General features: G+C 39.6%; 13 protein-coding genes and 1 pseudogene. 10 read left to right on the top strand and 4 right to left on the bottom strand.

Annotated features, from left to right (window positions below):
- Together SANK73390_RS11840 and SANK73390_RS11835 are read left to right on the top strand one after the other, a co-directional pair.
- A pseudogene (locus SANK73390_RS11840) lies at positions 1-434 on the top strand (hypothetical protein); the annotation flags it as partial.
- A gap of 971 nt (positions 435-1,405) precedes the next feature.
- Positions 1,406-4,252, top strand: a complete 2,847-nt coding sequence (locus tag SANK73390_RS11835) for a TonB-dependent receptor domain-containing protein (protein ID WP_462766210.1) — start codon at positions 1,406-1,408, stop codon at positions 4,250-4,252.
- 198 nt (positions 4,253-4,450) lie between these two features.
- Here SANK73390_RS11835 and SANK73390_RS11830 read toward each other — a convergent pair whose 3' ends face one another.
- Complete coding sequence (locus SANK73390_RS11830) at positions 4,451-5,797, bottom strand: transglycosylase SLT domain-containing protein (RefSeq protein ID WP_462766209.1); 1,347 nt, start codon at positions 5,795-5,797, stop codon at positions 4,451-4,453.
- Positions 5,798-5,869: 72 nt separating this feature from the next.
- Positions 5,870-6,448, bottom strand: coding sequence for a hypothetical protein (locus SANK73390_RS11825; protein ID WP_462766208.1), 579 nt, complete (start codon positions 6,446-6,448; stop codon positions 5,870-5,872).
- 186 nt (positions 6,449-6,634) lie between these two features.
- Between SANK73390_RS11825 and SANK73390_RS11820 the strand changes: the two genes are divergently transcribed.
- The 3 genes from SANK73390_RS11820 to SANK73390_RS11810 are packed head-to-tail and all read left to right on the top strand — an operon-like array spanning position 6,635 to position 9,942.
- Positions 6,635-8,353 (top strand): COG3014 family protein, encoded by a 1,719-nt coding sequence (locus tag SANK73390_RS11820; RefSeq protein ID WP_462766207.1) that lies wholly within the window; start codon positions 6,635-6,637, stop codon positions 8,351-8,353.
- Between the two features lie 4 nt (positions 8,354-8,357).
- Positions 8,358-8,972, top strand: a complete 615-nt coding sequence (locus SANK73390_RS11815) for a penicillin-binding protein activator LpoB (RefSeq protein WP_261592365.1) — start codon at positions 8,358-8,360, stop codon at positions 8,970-8,972.
- Positions 8,920-9,942 carry a hypothetical protein gene (locus SANK73390_RS11810; RefSeq protein WP_462766206.1) on the top strand — a complete coding sequence of 341 codons (1,023 nt, stop codon included), beginning with the start codon at positions 8,920-8,922 and terminating at the stop codon, positions 9,940-9,942. Before SANK73390_RS11815 ends, SANK73390_RS11810 begins: the two co-directional genes overlap by 53 nt.
- Before the next feature lie 81 nt (positions 9,943-10,023).
- On the opposite strand, the gene yejK is transcribed toward SANK73390_RS11810, so the two are convergent.
- On the bottom strand, positions 10,024-11,037 hold the full coding sequence (gene yejK, locus SANK73390_RS11805) for a nucleoid-associated protein YejK (protein ID WP_462766205.1): 1,014 nt from the start codon (positions 11,035-11,037) through the stop codon (positions 10,024-10,026).
- Positions 11,038-11,101: 64 nt separating this feature from the next.
- Here yejK and SANK73390_RS11800 point away from each other — a divergent pair, with 64 nt between their 5' ends.
- The 5 genes from SANK73390_RS11800 to SANK73390_RS11780 are packed head-to-tail and all read left to right on the top strand — an operon-like array spanning position 11,102 to position 16,080.
- Positions 11,102-11,314: a YejL family protein gene (locus SANK73390_RS11800; protein ID WP_261592436.1), complete on the top strand. Its 213-nt coding sequence runs from the start codon at positions 11,102-11,104 to the stop codon at positions 11,312-11,314.
- 4 nt (positions 11,315-11,318) lie between these two features.
- The gene (locus SANK73390_RS11795) at positions 11,319-12,815 is read left to right on the top strand and encodes a DUF3413 domain-containing protein (RefSeq protein WP_462766204.1); all 1,497 of its coding nucleotides are present in this window, start codon (positions 11,319-11,321) and stop codon (positions 12,813-12,815) included.
- A 60-nt stretch (positions 12,816-12,875) separates the two neighbouring features.
- Positions 12,876-13,349, top strand: coding sequence for a DUF4124 domain-containing protein (locus tag SANK73390_RS11790; protein WP_462766203.1), 474 nt, complete (start codon positions 12,876-12,878; stop codon positions 13,347-13,349).
- 60 nt (positions 13,350-13,409) lie between these two features.
- Positions 13,410-15,152 (top strand): bifunctional isocitrate dehydrogenase kinase/phosphatase, encoded by a 1,743-nt coding sequence (aceK, locus tag SANK73390_RS11785; RefSeq protein WP_462766202.1) that lies wholly within the window; start codon positions 13,410-13,412, stop codon positions 15,150-15,152.
- Positions 15,142-16,080 (top strand): LysR family transcriptional regulator, encoded by a 939-nt coding sequence (locus SANK73390_RS11780; protein WP_462766201.1) that lies wholly within the window; start codon positions 15,142-15,144, stop codon positions 16,078-16,080. Before aceK ends, SANK73390_RS11780 begins: the two co-directional genes overlap by 11 nt.
- A 258-nt stretch (positions 16,081-16,338) precedes the next feature.
- Here SANK73390_RS11780 and SANK73390_RS11775 read toward each other — a convergent pair.
- Positions 16,339-16,829 (bottom strand): ISAs1 family transposase (locus SANK73390_RS11775; protein ID WP_462766200.1); only part of this gene is annotated, 491 nt, incomplete at its 5' end.

The following is a 16,829-nucleotide window of genomic DNA, read 5'->3' as shown; positions in this document are numbered from 1 at the left end:
TTGTTGAACAAGTTGAAGCAGAGACACAAACTCAGCCTGAAGCACCTGCTGTTGAACAAGTTGAAGCAAAGACTGAAACTCAACCAGTAGCACCTGCTGTTGAACCAGACATTGAAACTCAGCCAGATGCACCGGCAGAAACTCAATCGCAAGCACCTATTGCCAAGAATGTTAATGGTATAGCTTCTATATCGCGTAGACGTTGCACAAACAACGCCAGTGCACCGATGAAAAAAGCAAGTAGTGTTGATGAGCAAGTAGATGTGATCACACCTTCAGCCATGCCCCATGAGGCTCGTGAAGTTGTTGCTAACTCTGGTTTATCTGCAGGCTCTAAAGCGCCTATGGGTAAAGCAAGTGCAGGTATGACGTCAACAATGGCTATGCCTTCAACGCCTCAATCAAATGTTGAATCTAGTCATGCTGATGGCTAGCAATAGTAGATAGAATAAAAGGTCGTTTAATGCCGTTCACTTAAGGTGAGCGGCGTTTTTGTTTTAGAGCCACGTCACGGGGGCAATTTTTAAACTCTTTAAATGCCCATAAGTAACCTCATTTCTACTGCCTAGCTAGTTTAAACGGGCTCTATACCTAAGATAAGTTTAAATGCACTTTCTGGTATACCAATTGATATTGTGTCAATTGATGAATGACATAGTTAGATCAAAATAATTTGCGATAGCCCAAATATTAAGTAAATGACTCTAATGCACCATGACTGCTCCCTTGTCCTATATAAAGTTTAATAAGTTGAATTTATATGAAAGTTAACACGATACACTTCCGCAAGGAGGCAAGAATAATACCTGAATAAATTTCCCCTTGTTTTGTTCCTACCTTACAGACATATCATAAATACTGCATTGTTTCTTGAATATCCTTCTCCCCGCACAGGATATTTTCTCTTAGTGGAGCCTGCCCGATCATGTTCTTTAACGCAACTTCTTACCTCTTAGCAACTGCAAGTGTCAAAAGCAAAGCCCTATTAAATCTGAAAAAGTTTCACCACCTGACACTTTTACCATCGATAGCAATGCTCATGAAACATTTAACTGCAGACTTTCGATATTTTTTTATTTGCGAAATAGCCTTATCATTTATCCAAATATTGAAACCATTAAGTTGAAACTGAAACGTAAACCCACTGAAATAAATTCTAACTTTCACTTTAATTTCAATAAGCTATTAACATTCTTACTATTCTCTTCTATGCACATCAAATCTGAGAAGTTCAATAATTTAAAAAACAACACCTATTACATAGATAATAGATCGTTACCCCATTTGCAAACAAGCATGTCACATATTAGAATCAACGTGATTCATCAAAGTTTTGCACAAAACTATGAGTCCATAATTAAAAAAAACACATGATAGATCATTATCGGAAATACAATTTAGGGAAATGAAATTGAATAAGCTAAAACCATTAAGTATGTCAATTAAAATGCTTTGCTTTGGCGCTATTGCAAGCGCTCCGACTCACATTGCTTTTGCTAAAGAGCAAGGTGTTGAGAAAATTGAAGTAACAGGATCACGCATTATGCGTGAAGGCGCTATTGCACCTAGCCCAGTCTCAGTTTTAACAGGTGAAGAGTTAGTAAATACCGGCGCACTAAACATTGGTGAAGCCTTAAATAAAATGCCAAGCTTAAAACCAACCTTTGGTATGCAAAACTCTGGCCGATATATCGGCACATCTGGCCTTAATATTCTAGACCTTCGAGGTATGGGTACAGCACGTACTTTGGTTCTTGTAAACGGTAAACGCCATGTAGCGAGCGATGCAGGTACTGCATCTGTAGATACTAACACCATTCCAACAGCTTGGGTTGATCGTGTTGAGGTTATTACTGGTGGTGCATCTGCAGTATATGGTGCTGACGCTGTTACAGGCGTTGTTAACTTTATTCTTAAAGATGATATTCAAGGGTTATCAGTTTCTGTTACTCGCGGTGAAGCTCAGCATTCAGATTATAGTAACGACAAGCTTTTAGTTTCTTACGGACAAGATTTTTTAAATGGCAAAGGTAACTTTGGGGTTTCTTACGAGTTTGCACAGCAAGATCGTCTAAATGCTCTCGATAGTGACTTCACCAAAGGTTCATATCGTGAACTAACAAATCCAAATCAAGATCCATCACGCCCAGATGCGCTAGATAACCCAGATCGTCTTATGTATGAAAATGCAGGTCTATTCGCACTTAATGAAGCTGGTGCTTTCAACGCTGATGGCGTTTGGTACACATTTAACCCCGATGGCTCATCACGCCCGATTCAACTTGGTAGTGTTGTAGATGGTATCAGTTGTGCCGATTGTGAATTTATGAACTTGCGTAAGTTTACTGAAATTCAACCTACTTTCGACCGTCATATCGTTAACTTTAAAGCTAACTATGAAATTAATGATAATGCAACTGCTTACTTTGAAGGTAAATATGCAAAAGTTGAATCTGAAAATTGGGGGCAACCGAGCTTCTTCTACTTTGGATCTGGTGTAAACATTAGTCGTGATAATGCGTTTCTACACCCTACAACTGCCGCATTGATGGATGATAAAGGCCTAGATGCTCTTAACGTTAACCGTTTTAACGGAGATATTGGCCGCCGTTTTGAAATAAGTACCCGTGAAACCACACGTTTTGTAGCTGGTATTAAAGGTGTTATTGCCGATTACTGGGATTATGAAGTTTTCGTAAACTCAGGTGAAACAGAGATTGAACGAGCGAACCATAATAATTTAGTAGTACCGAACTTCCGCGCTGCAACTGATGCAATCACAGATGCAAATGGCAATATTGTGTGTCGTGATGTAACTGCTCGTGAAAATGGCTGTATCCCTATGGATATCATGGGCTTTAACCGCCCTAGCCAAGAGTCAATTGACTACGTAAATACGGTATCAATCGGTACAAGTAAAATAGAACAATTAAACGCAGGTGCAACCATTGCTAATTCGGCATTATTTGAGTTACCTGCTGGACCTATGGGTGTTGCGTTTGGTCTTGAATACCGTGAAGAGAAAAGTCGTACTACTGAAGATGACAATGCTAAATCTGGTGACACATTCTTTAATGCACTAGGTGAAGATGTGGGTGAATATGATGTTTCTGAAATATTTGCTGAAACTTCAATCCCGCTTCTAGGTGATTTACCATTAGTCGATACTTTAACGCTAGAGCTTGCAGCACGCTATGCCGACTACAGTACGATTGGTGACGTTACTACTTGGAAAGTTGGCCTAGATTGGCAATTATATGATGACCTAAGATTCCGCTCCACTGTGTCTGAAGCTATTCGTGCTCCAAACATTGGCGAACTATTTGGCGCGCCAGGAGAGAACTTTTACGATGTGAATGACCCTTGTCGAGTTAAATACCTTAATGAGATATCTGGTAGTGCACGCTCTACACGTGAAGCAAACTGCCTAGCGTTAGGTGTTCCTGCTGGTTTTGATAATCCATATGATGAGTCACGTATTAAAGGTACATCAGGCGGAAACAAAAACGTTAAAGGTGAAGAGTCTAGCAGCTTTACTGTTGGTGCGGTATTCACACCTAGCTATATCTCAGGTTTAAGTATTACTGTAGATTACTGGAAAATTGAACTAGATGATGCCATTGACACCATACTTGCTCAACAAATTGTTGAACGTTGTGTGGATGCAGCAAGCATCGACAACCAATATTGTGGGCTGATCACCCGTAATAGCGAAGGTAAAATCTCTAATCTACAAAACAGTGTTCTAAACATCTCAAAACAAGAAGCCTCTGGTGTTGACTTTGAAGTTAATTACACACTTAAGACTGATTTAGGTAACTTTAATACACGTTTAATGGCCACACGCTTAATTGAACGCAAGAGCTACCCTTTTCAGGATGAAGTTGATAATTTTGAAGAGTACGCAGGTGTTGATTCTGAGCCGAAATGGCAAGGTACATTTGACGTAAACTATGATTACGAGAATTACTTCGCATCATGGAAAATTCGTTACCTTGAACGCTCTAATCGATACCGTGCTGATGAGTTAGAAACCAACCCTAACCGTTCAAACTTCATGGCGTGGCCTTCATATGTAGTAAGTGATATTACTGCAGGGTATAACTTTGACATGGGTGTAACCGTTAAAGTAGGTATTGACAACTTATTTGACAAAGCCCCAATTAAATACACTACTGGTACTACCGAGGAAGGCGGTTCATACGACAATATTGGTCGTTTTGCATACGCACAAATTTCTTACAAATTCTAAATCTATTTGTAAATGACAGAAGGGCTGCGGTTTATTCGCAGCCCTTTTTTATTCTAATTATATTTGCTGAAACTACACAAGAAGGTAATTTAAGTATTCACAAATGGGTTTGCTTGAAATCACATTTACAGCTTTTGAGATAAATTGAATGCTACTAAATAGATAATACAATCAAGCTGCCAGCGTCGAGTTTAGGAATTAAATACTCTGATAAAGGTGCTCTCGCTCAAGTACTCTTTGCAAATAATGTTTAGTTTCATCATACGGAAGACCTTGTTCTAATGCTGCTAATACGAGCTCTGGCGTCATTGAGTTAATAATACGACTGGCTTTTTTAATATTACGTGAATTATCACTATTAAACACCCTCGCAACATTACCCGCTCCAGTGTTATATGCCGCTATCATGCAATATTTTCTGCTTAATGGGTCTATTATGTGGCGTAAATAGCGCTTATCGAGTATATGAAGGTAAGCCGCACCTGCCTCTATATTGTTATCAGCTACAAACAAGTAAGGGCCCGTCATTGGTTCATCCAAATTATACAAAAATCGATTGACATCTACCCCAGCGCTGGTTGGTACCACTTGCATTAAGCCAAATGCAGGAATAGCGGACTTAGCTAAAGGGTTAAAATGGCTTTCAGTATGCATCACAGAAAATACTAAGCTCGAAGCAATATTAAAGCGCTGACTATTGTCGACTATCTGCTTTGTATACGCTTTGGCTCGCTGCGGAACGTTGTCACTTTTTGGGAATGAAATTGAAAATTCACTCACCTGTAATTGTGACTGTGGTACTCCAGCAATTGCCTTGATGCTGTTTTTTAAGCGCCCAATTCGCTTCGTTTGCAACTGTTTCAATTGCTGTTTTTTCTCATTTAACAATGTCTGTGCTTTATGTGTGTCAGAAGCTGATGTAGTTAACGCGAGTTTATTATCAAGCTGACGCTCTATCAGTTGTTGCTGTTGTTCAGTTTGCTGCTCAATTTGCTGTCGAGCCACAAGCAACGACTGCGCCTTTTTTGCGTTATCGAGATTATAACTATGTGTGGAGGATAATTCTGTTGGGTCTAGATGTTGCGCTCGTCCTTGAAAAAAAGCATCTAATAGCGCTCTATTTTCAGATAAAAAACCTTCAAAAGCCTCCCTAATCTGCTCAGTGGATGGTGTATGTATTTCTTCGTGCCGGACAGAGATTGATAAGCGATTATTTTCAAAATCAACAACTAAGCGAGCATCATTTGCAGCGTTATAATCAACATAGCGCACATTATCTGTCACTTTTGCCTCACCCCACTTCGCAATCAACTGATCTCGAAAAGCGTCAAATTCAGCAAAGTGTTGCTCTACATACTTATCGAAAGCTTGTAAATGCTGTTGTTTAAAAAGCTCAAATTCACTGGATGCTTTATCTTGTTGAAAATCGCTTTGCCATTGCTGCATTGCTTCATCAAGTTCACTAAACAAAACTGTTTGCGATGCATGAGCTGCCATTGAAGTAAGCTGCATACATACAACAAACGTGGTTATTTTTTTAAGCATAATCACTCCCTAAAACTACCAATAAATCCTTAGTGGTGAAGTACATTCAAGCTGCACTCCACTTGCCCAAGCTTAATTAGTCAATTTGGCAATCTCTTTTTCTAAATCTTGCTGTGCCTTAAATGCTTTAAACTCTTGATATAAAAACTGCTCATCTCTTGGGTCAATACTAGGCTTTGCTGTTTTTACTAAATCTTTGAACAAAGTTTTAGTAAGCTCAGGCGATAATGTAGTCAAAGCACAAAAATAATCTTTTCCTGATATATCAACCACATCTGCTTTTACTACACGAGACCCATTCAGAGTTTGTTTGGTGAGTTGTTTAGATACAGAGCTGAATGTACTACCAACAGTGGTTGCATCATTTGCATCGGTGCGATTAGAGAATGTTTTATCTAAACCTTCAATACGTACTTCAATTTGTTGCGCAAGCGCCAAGCGTGAATTTGCCACCGCCATTTTCTGATCCACTGAAATATTTCCCGAGTACTTAACACAATCAGCCGCAGCAATACCATCTTCAATAATAGGGCTAAGTACCCAATCTGGAATATTCACTCTTGGGCTAGATGCCCCGTTCTCATCAGTTGAACTACAGGCTGTCAGCATCCCAGCAAGTACAAGCGTAGTGATCAGAGGTTTAATTTTCATATTCTTTCCTTTTGGCCCGAAGCATTTCTTTGATTCCAATCTAGCAAACTATTTCTAGACTAACAGTAATAAATTGTAAAAACGATTTTTAACAATTTATTGCTTTTATAAAGTTTATAGTTCTATTAACTTACTGACATTGATAGTATGAATTCGTCACTTCACGAATATGCAAAGGACGCTTCATTGAGTGCCAGTATAAAAAAAATTGTTTTATTATTTGTTGTTTTAGTTCAACTTTGCCTACTTAGTGCATGTAATCTCACACCGTTTCAACAACTCTCCCCTGCACAGTTGGTACAACAGGGTAACTTTGTTAAAGCCAAACAAACCGTTACCAATAATTACAGTAAGTCAGGTAACGAACGATTACTCTACCATTTAGAATTGGCAAGTCTATTTCATCTTGAAAAAAACTTTGCACAAAGTAATCAACATCTAAGCGATGCACTTACTCTAATTGACTCGTTTTATACACAAAGTATTTCTCAATTAGTCATGACTCAATTTAGTGGACCAACTTATGCAACGTACAAAGGAGAAGCCTACTATGTACCACAAATTCATATAATGAAGGCTCTCAACTTCAGTGCACTGGCAAAGGCCCAACCAACAAAAGCAGATAGTTATTTTGACGCTGCACTGATTGAAATGCGCCAACTCGATGTATTTTTAGCCCAACTTAAAGATGAAACTGGTGGCTATAATAGCGTGCAAACCAATGATTCTCTTACTGCAAAAATCAATCGAGTGCTAACACCTGTTTTTACTCCAACGGATTTACTCAATAATATCGAATACAAGGACGATGCTTTTGCACATTTTTTAAGTGGCGTATTGTTTGAACAAAGTGCAGAGTTTGATTCTGCTCGCTTACAATATCAACGTGCCATGCAAATATACGAAAATGGCTTTGAACAACAGTATAAATTACCAGCAGAAATCTCTAATAAAGCGCTTGCAGGCCTACTACGTGTTATGCAACATGCTGGCGGTTATGAAACTGAGCTGCTCGCTTTGCGTAAAAAACATCAAGATATAGTTCAAAGCAGCAACAATTTAGCAAACGTCACCGTGATACAAAATATCGGTATTGCACCGCAACGAAAGCAACTGAACTTGTTACTTAAAGCGGACACACAAGCCAAAGCACTCGTAATGACACCCATTGTATTTGGCAATACTAAAGAACGCAGGGCACAAATGCGCTGGTTTAGCATGTTGCATGCAGATACCAGTTTATTTGATATGATTCAAAATTATATGCTAGGTGATATCGGCGATGTGGCGATGGGTGTCGTCACCAAACGCATACCGTTAGGTCCTTTGTGGGATGACGCTGTAAAGCTGGGCATAATAGACGCTTTAGAGTTTGGTTCAAGAGTATCGGTCACTTACCTTGAGCCAATTGATACCCCTATCACGAAGAGTGAAATTTGGGTGGCTGGAAAACAACATACACAATTACTTCCATATCATTCTATCAGTTTACTCACTTTGCAAGATGCCTTAAAAAAATCACATAACGAAATACAAATGGCGTTGGTGAGGGAGTTAAGTAAAGCATTATCAGCTAAAAAATTACTAAAAGAAGCCGGTGTAAAGCAAGATAATTTATTAGGCCGATTAGCAAAACTCTCTACTTCTGTTGTCAACGCAGTGACCGCTTCAGCAGACACAAGGCAATGGCAAACATTACCATCTGAAATTCGTTTAGCACAGTTTTCACTCCCTATTGGCGAGCAACAAATCACCATAAAAACTTACTTGAACTCGGGACGTATTATCGAACACAGTGAAAAGCTCATGGTAAACAAAAGCATGAGCCTATGGCACACTCACACTTTTGTAACCGAAAATAGTGAGCAAGCCACTCTCACCAAATCAACTTTGAACATGGAATAATAGTATGAAAAACAATCGCACATTAATTAAGTTTGTTCCTTTTGCAGTGCTTGCAACACTCTCTCTGAGTGCCTGCAAAAGTACAAAAGTAGAACGTATAGATGCAAATCAAGAAATCGCATTATCTGATAAGTGGAATGGTAAAGATTCACAACTGGTCGCTGAGGCGATGATAAGTGACATGCTAAGCTTTCCTTGGGTGAATGATCATCTAAAAAATGAAGGCTCTCGCCCCGCGATTATCGTTCAGACGGTACGTAACAAATCACATCAGCATATCGCAGTAGACACTTTTTTAAACGATTTGAAGCGTGCTATTTTGCGCTCAGGACAAGCTGACTTTGTGGCCAATCAAGAAATTAGAAATGAAATTCGGGAAGAGCGCAAAGACCAAGAGTTAAATGCTTCTCTTGAAACGCAAAATGAGATGGGACAAGAGCAAGGTGCGGATTACGCACTCTCTGGCACGATTAACTCTTTTGTTGATCAACAAGGTGGTAAACGAGTTACCTTCTACCAAGTAGATTTACGTTTAATCGATATGACCAGCAATCGTGAGGTGTGGAATGGACAAAAGAAAATTCAAAAACTACAAGAGCGTTCAGGCTATGGGTTCTAGGTTAACAGCAGCGGTTTGCCTGAGTTTATTATTGCTTACTGGCTGTCAAACAACCACTACAAATAAACCTGATACTGCCGTACCCGATTGGATAATTCAAACGCCAACGTCTGATTATTTAATATATGGCGTCGGCGTCGCTGACAGCGTTGGAGATATGCAAAACGCTAAGCTTGCTGCACAAGAGTCAGCACGCTTAGCTCTTGCCAAACAGTTAAATGTCACTATCTCCGCAACTACCAACATATCGCAACGCGCAACAGAAAAGTCGATGCAATATCATGTAGATGAAGTGATAAACTCGCAGGTGCCTAATATTTTGCTGCAAGGTGTAAACATAGAACAACAATACCAGCAGGGTAGAACAGCCTACGCATTGGCTTCTTTTAATCGTACGCAAGCAACAATGCAGACGGAGTTAAGTATCCGTGGTATAGATAATGAAATCATGCAGGTAGTGCTCAATGGCCCAACTAAATCACAACGTCTAAAGCACGCTATCAAAGTAAGAAAACTTGCTGTTAAACGCACCAAGCTCAATGACTACCTCAGTATGCTACAAGCCGTTAAGCTGGCTAAACCATCGACGGTGTTAACACAACTTGCCAAAAGTGAAGAAATTCTCAATAACTTAAGCTTTAGTATTACCCCAGACTCTTATAAGCACAGTAATATTAAAGACTTACTTGCCAGTGCTTTGACGAGCAATGGAATTCACATTGTACCAAATGAGGCTGATTTTGAACTGTCATTTAGAGTAAATTGGCAACACATAGAAAAGTCAGGCACATTCTATAGTATTGGAGAAAGCTTTTTAGTTGTGACTGAAAATGGCCGCGAAAAAGCACACTTTAATAGCAAAGTAAAAGCTGCTTCATCTTATGCTCAAACTTCTAAAAATAACGCGATGCATAAGCTTGCTGATAAGTTATCAGCCCAGCTAGCGCAATTTATTGTATCTGGTACGTAACAACGTTAATCTCTAAAACATGCCGCGCTATGTAGGCGGCATATTTTGTTGCGTTCTAGATATACACAAAAAGGGTTTAAGTTATTCGTCTTGCTCATAAAAACGCTGAAGTTGATCTTTTAAATTAGGTGGAATGCCTTTAATCGTCAACGTATCGCTTTGTGCATCGTACATAACTCGTTCACCTAAATGCTTTCGCTCAAAGCCTACGCTCACACCGCCACCTAGGCCTGAAAACTTAACCATGGTACTAACCGTTTTTTTATCTACCGGAAAAGACTCTTCTAGCTCATAGCCCTGTTCTTTGTAAAACGTCTCAAATGGCGCATCAGAAGACTTTGAAAGGGTATCGGATAACGCTTCAACGTTGGCATCTTCTCCTGACGCCACACAGTCATTACAATAGTCAAAAACCTCTTTACGTAAGTCATCTTTCTCTTGTTTATCAAACTGCTGCTCGCTTAAATACCCTTCAACGGCACTGAGCATAACTTGCGATTGTTGCTTTGGATCAATCCCCTCTTCACACCCTAAAAAATCTAAGAAAAAGTCAGCAACTTTTCGCCCTGCACGCCCTTTTATGAATGAAATATAACGCGCATCATCTGCCTGTACATCCCACCCAGTTAAGTCAATACGAGCAGCTAACTGCATACGTGATATATCCAAATGCCGTGATGCGGATAAATCAAGCTCTGAGGTAATTGAGTAATGCTCTTTAATATTAATTAATGCAATAAGAATGTAGTCAGTTGCAATATACTTGTAATGACAAAACACCAAATAGCCAGTTTCGCTAAACGCATATTTGTTCAACTCTTCTTTTAGCACCTCTGTGGCTTGTTGTGTCATATGCCAAAAGCCAAGCTCATTGTTACGATAACTTTGCATAGCTGCAGATACTTTGCTGTTTTTATCCCCACTAAATGCGCAGTAGCCCTTACCTGGCTTACCATTGTAAGCATGGTGTAACTGTTCTATAAACACATTTACTCTATCGTTAACTTGCATTTCATCTTCGCGTAAATGTATCTGTGTATCTTCATCTTGCTTGTCGACATAATGTACAACTAGCTTATTCACCTCTATGCTCATCTTTGTTTTTCACGCCTCTGGTGTTAAAATGAAAAAATATAACTCTTTAATATTGAACCAACTGATGCCTATCCAATCTAAATATTCCAACCAACAAGTGGAACAAATTGTTGATCAACTCATTGATGTACTGACCTCACAGCAGGCACCAGTAGATTTGAGCCTTATGTGTTTGGGAAATTCTATCACGCATATTTTAAAAGAACATGTGCCAGAAGCGAAAAGACAATCAGTTGCTGAAAACTTCGCTAAAGCGCTCGTACAATCGGTAAAATAACTGAATGAATTTAACCCCACAAAGCCCGTTTTCTTCTAAAGCTAGCCAACTATTAAGTTGGGGGCACTGGTTTACCTTTGCAAACATAGGGTTAGTACTGCTTATCAGTAGTAGCTATTTATTTGCAGACAAAACACCAGCAAGTCTGCTGGGTGGCTTCTACATGCTGATCACTTGGCTAAGCCACACCAGCTTTATTACTTTTTGTGCATTTGTACTGACCATATTTCCTCTCAGCCTTGTTTTCCCCTACCCACGGCACATTCGCGGTATGGCAGCGCTAATAGCAACGTGTGGGGTTTCAATACTTAGCTTAGACGCTTTTGTATACTTTCAACTAGGTTATCATTTAAATTTACAGTCAGGGCCTGAAATCGTCTCGTTATTGTGGGATAAATTCAGTGATTCACCTTTTATCACCTCGGTGCTGGCAATTGGTTTTGTTGTACTTGTATTCACTTTTGAATTACTTGCCGGCAACAGAGCATGGCGTTACTTAGCTGAACTCAAGCAATATAGATTTCCAAAATATGCCACAGTTGCATTAGTCGGTTGTTTTGCCACTAGCCATAGCATTCATATTTGGGCTGATGCAAACGCTTATTTTGACATCACCAAACAAGATAATGTATTGCCACTTTCTTACCCAACCACAGCAAAAACCTTGTTAGCTAGGCATGACTTGCTAGACATAAAACGTTATGAAAAAGCGCACGACATTAGTTTAACGCAAATAAAAAACTCGTTTTCAGTCACCAAACCTATCCCTATTTGTAAAGCACCTACTAACAAATCAGTTACTATCGTCGTATTTAAGCAGCCAGGTGAATTAGCAGAGTTCGTTACTCGCCAGCAACTTGTGCCTATTAAACAGCTTTTACAACCAACAAATCATGAAGACGCATTATTCAACCTCATTTACGGTTTGCCTGCTTTTTACAAACCTGCAATGTCACAACAACCTGCACCACCTTGGAGTTCTTCTGAGCCGCTATTGAGTGTTACTGGTTTTAATAGTTTGAATGACATAGTAAATCCAGAATCACCCATTAAAATTATTAGTGCTAGCGCATTGGAAACACAAAATAATATTCAAGGTACTATTATTGCGTTTTCTTTGGCCCCAGTAAGTACTGATGTGATACATAACAGTGTTTTATACAGTAATGATTTTACCATTTCACAGCAGCTCTTTTTTAAACAATTACAAGACATCACTTATACCCTAGTTGCTTCTCATTTGGATTGTACCGAGCTTGCAAGTCATACCATGTTAGGTAGAGATCTCAAGCATTCAGCAAGTGTTGAAGGCGTTAACTATACGCAAGGTGTATTGGTGGCATTTAAAAAAGATAGGATTACTTTGGTTAGCCAAGATGGCAGTTATAAAAACCTTTCTGGCACCGAAGGCTTTGCCATTGATCAAAAGCTTGATATTCCATTTTTAATCAATAGTATCAAGATATTGAAAAAGTTTTCCTTGAAAAAAAGCGAACCTTAATTTGCCATTTTACAATGTTTGTCTATCTTTGAGTGAGGAAATTACTCAAAAGGAAGCTTTATGATTCGCAGTGTTATTTTTTTACTCTTTTTATTTTCTCTATCAAGCCATGCAAAAACTATCGTCAATTATTATAAGTGTGTCACAGAGCGTGGCACAGTATATAGTCAATTTCCATGCGGTAGTAACGGCACCCAGCACGTATTAGTTAATACCGACCCCAGTGCGGGTGTTCCATCTGAGCAGCATTACAAAACACTCAATCGATTAGAAAAAAAGCAACTGGTTCGTAATCTAAAAAATAAGATCAGAGCCAAAAAACATGAAGCTGCAATTTTAACCCGAGAACGAGACCGAGCAACACGTGTTCAACAGCAGCGGGTAAATCGCATAATGGATGATAAAGAGCGCAAAAACACGCTTAAAGATATAAAGCTGCAGCTCAAAGACATCAATAAAACTTACCACCAGCAAGCTCGTACACTGAGCAAAAAAATAGCACAATTAGAAAAGCGCTTAAAACGTTACGAATAAGTGACAGCGATTATAAAAACCGTTAACCTATAAACAGGTCATACCACTCAAGGTGATACGGTGCAGTCATTCTCAATTGCTGAGCTGATATTAGCAGGATTTACAAGGCATTATCAGCTCTTTCAAAGTATAACGCAGCAAACTGGACATGCTTTTGCTATGCAAGAGTGGTCAACAATACAGCAACTTAGTAAGTCAAGGATCAGCCACTATGACAGGCGAGTTGACGAAACAATTGACCGCTTAAAAGCATCTTTACCCTGTACCAAACTAAACGAGCTATTATGGCACCAAATAAAACAGGATTATTTAGCACTTCTTAGCTTTCACCCACAAGCTGAACTAGCAGAGACATTTTACAATAGTGTTTTTTGCCGTCTCTTTCACCGACGTTATTTCAACAATGACTTCATTTTTGTAGAAACTACTTTAAAAGATGCCCCAGCTTTACCCATAGAAGCAGAGTATCGTAGCTATTTTCCTGTTGTTAGTGGGCTGAAACCAACTATTAAAGAGATAATTAAACATATTGAGTTTAAATGTAAATTTAATAATCTAGATAGAGATATCAAACTACTCATGAAGGCGTTTATTCGCCAAGCACCAAATACACATCACAAAAGCTACATGATGCGATTTGATATACTCCAGGCCCCTTTTTATAGAAATAAAGGCGCTTATATCATAGGTCGCGTTGTCTCAAAAAGCGGTGTACAACCATTTATTATCTGCGTATTGCACCACCTTGAAGGTGGCCTATATATTGATGCATTACTTACTAACTCATCACAAATGCGCGTTATTTTTGGGTTTGCCAGAGCCTACTTTATGGTGGAGACTCACGCCCCTTCAGCTTTAATGCGGTTTTTAAATCAGCTTATGCCAAATAAAACCCCTGCAGAACTATACAATGCGCTGGGGTTTCATAAACAAGGTAAAACAGAGTTCTACCGTGAGTTTTTAGCACACCTCAATAACAGCGATGATAAGTTTGCGATAGCACCGGGCACCCCGGGTATGGTGATGATGGTATTTACGTTGCCTCATTTTCCGTATGTATTTAAAGTCATTAAAGATAATTTTGCCGAGAGCAAACCATTTGGTCGAGATACCGTTTTAGAACGTTATCAACTGGTAAAGAATCATGACCGGGTTGGCCGAATGGCAGATACGATTGAATACTCTGATGTGGTTATTCCAAAAAATCGCATTGAGCCATGTTTGCTAGAACAACTAAACAATACCATTGCAGGTAGTATGTATGATGAAGGTGATATGCTCGTTATAAAGCACCTCTACATTGAGCGTCGCATGACACCACTGAACCTGTATTTGCAAAATGCCGATCAAAAGCAAACCGAGTATGTGATGAGGGACTACGGTCTCGCCATAAAAGAAATGCTTCAGGCTAATATTTTCCCGGGGGATATGCTGCTAAAAAACTTTGGTGTGAGTAAACATCAGCGCGTTATTTTTTATGATTACGATGAAGTACAGTATCTTACCAATATGAATTTCAGAGATATGCCAAAAACTGACTTGACAGATTTATACTGCGGTATGGACGAACACTCAGCAGCCCCACAAGATGTATTTCCTGAGCAACTGTGTACATTTGTTCTCACAAACCCTACACTCAGAGCTATATTTGAACAAGCTCATCCTGAATTACTAACAGCGAATTATTGGCAGCAGGCACAACGAGATATAAAAAATAAGGTGGTAAAACATGTCTATCCTTACCCACAATCTCAGCGCTTTACCCACCTAGATAAAATAAAAAAGGAACGCCGTGAACATTAGTAAAATAGATTTAAACTTACTCGTGTATTTAGATACCCTGCTGCGAGAGTGCAATGTTACACGCGCAGCAAATCAACTCAGTATTACTCAGCCAGCAATGAGTAATGGTCTGAAAAGACTACGTAACTTATTTAATGACCCTATTTTAGTGCGTACCAGTGAGGGTATGGTGCCAACAGAGCGTGCCCTTGAATTACAGCCCGTAATTCGCGGTATATTAATGACACTGGAAGAAACGCTTGCACCAAATAGGGAGTTTGTCGCCAGCCAAAGCAGTCGTGTGTTTCGTATCATGGCCAGCGATTACGCCGCCAGTACCCTTGCACCAAAACTGCTAAATAAACTTCATGAAGAAGCACCTGATACTACATTAGATATTTTAACCCCCAGCGACGTTACTTTTCATGATGTAGAAAATGGCAAAGTTGATATGGCAATCAACCGTTTTGAAAACCTGCCACAATCGTTTCATCATAAACAAATTTGGAAAGATAGCTTCTGCTGCTTAGTAAAATCAGATAACCCTATCATCGATGGCTTTAACTTAGATGCCTATTTAAATGCTCGCCATATTTGGGTAAGTAAAACTGGATTTGGTGTGGGGGTGGGTATGGACCCTGCGGACGTGCAAAAATTAGGCTGGGTGGATGAAGCACTCGCACATTTTGGTAAACACAGAAGTATTGCAACTTTTACACGTAACTACCATGTTGCGATACATTTAGCGAAAGAACAAAACTTAGTAGCAACTTTGCCGTCAAAAGCAGCAAATATCTATAAAGATGACCCAGGGTTAGCAATTTTAGAACCGCCATTCCCTATCCCACCGTTTGAGCTAGATATGATCTGGAGCCCACTATTACATCGTGATGCAAGCCATATTTGGTTAAGACAAAAAATAGCCGAAGTTGCACAAGCATTAAAATAATACCATCTACTGAAATTTTGAGGCAAAACCGTATCGATAGCACAACTCTCACATACAGCTAGCGGCGTCAGGCATAGTCCTCAAAATAATTAAGTATTATATGGGTTGTTATTAGCATTATAAAAAAAGCAGGGGCCAATAGCCCCTGCCCTGTAAATCGCTTTAAAGTTTATTTTTCACAAGGTCAACCATACGGAATACTTAGCACTGGCCACAGTCGCTTAAGGCCAGGGTGAGAGCATACTTTGTTAACGACCATTAACCAAAGATAAGCTCGGCCCTGAATTCATCGTCAAAACTGGCCCGAACACACTTGCCACGTATCGAATCTTTGCGTCCTGTGTGCTGCTTTACCAAATTGCGAACAACCCGTCTGAACAGCGCCATATTTTCTGCCGAAATCGGCTCGCTTATCTGGCAAGCGTCTTCCTTAAACACGACATCCAACACCCAGTGCTGTTGGTTCTCGATGTGCCAATGATGGCGGATGGCTTTTTGCAACATCTGCACATCTGGCTCGACAGAAGTAACATAAAAGTGCGTATCTATTTTTGTTGTTGAGCCGGACTTGTTGTGTCTTTCAACCGCAACCAACGAAGTAAGCCCAGGCCATTTTGCTTTTATCTCTTTAGGCAGTTTGTCTGCTTTTAGAGCGTAAGTGATCCGTGTTTCCTGACGTCCATGGCCATTGCTGATTTGTACGTCTTCAGGCAAATCTTCTTCAAAGGCTTTTTCAAAACATGAAGCGA

This window comes from Pseudoalteromonas sp. SANK 73390, assembly GCF_054966645.1.
The sequence above is the reverse complement of the archived record's forward strand: the minus strand, read 5'-3'. Positions and strand labels throughout refer to the sequence as shown.

Bases quoted from the DNA above. Each gene is read 5' to 3' on its own strand.
- SANK73390_RS11795 (WP_462766204.1), top strand. From the start codon at position 11,319: ATGAATTTAACCCCACAAAGCCCGTTTTCTTCTAAAGCTAGCCAACTA.
- yejK (WP_462766205.1), bottom strand. From the start codon at position 11,037: ATGAGCATAGAGGTGAATAAGCTAGTTGTACATTATGTCGACAAGCAA.
- SANK73390_RS11800 (WP_261592436.1), top strand. From the start codon at position 11,102: ATGCCTATCCAATCTAAATATTCCAACCAACAAGTGGAACAAATTGTT.
- SANK73390_RS11810 (WP_462766206.1), top strand. From the start codon at position 8,920: ATGGACAAAAGAAAATTCAAAAACTACAAGAGCGTTCAGGCTATGGGT.
- SANK73390_RS11825 (WP_462766208.1), bottom strand. From the start codon at position 6,448: ATGAAAATTAAACCTCTGATCACTACGCTTGTACTTGCTGGGATGCTG.
- SANK73390_RS11835 (WP_462766210.1), top strand. From the start codon at position 1,406: ATGAAATTGAATAAGCTAAAACCATTAAGTATGTCAATTAAAATGCTT.
- SANK73390_RS11815 (WP_261592365.1), top strand. From the start codon at position 8,358: ATGAAAAACAATCGCACATTAATTAAGTTTGTTCCTTTTGCAGTGCTT.
- SANK73390_RS11830 (WP_462766209.1), bottom strand. From the start codon at position 5,797: ATGCTTAAAAAAATAACCACGTTTGTTGTATGTATGCAGCTTACTTCA.
- SANK73390_RS11790 (WP_462766203.1), top strand. From the start codon at position 12,876: ATGATTCGCAGTGTTATTTTTTTACTCTTTTTATTTTCTCTATCAAGC.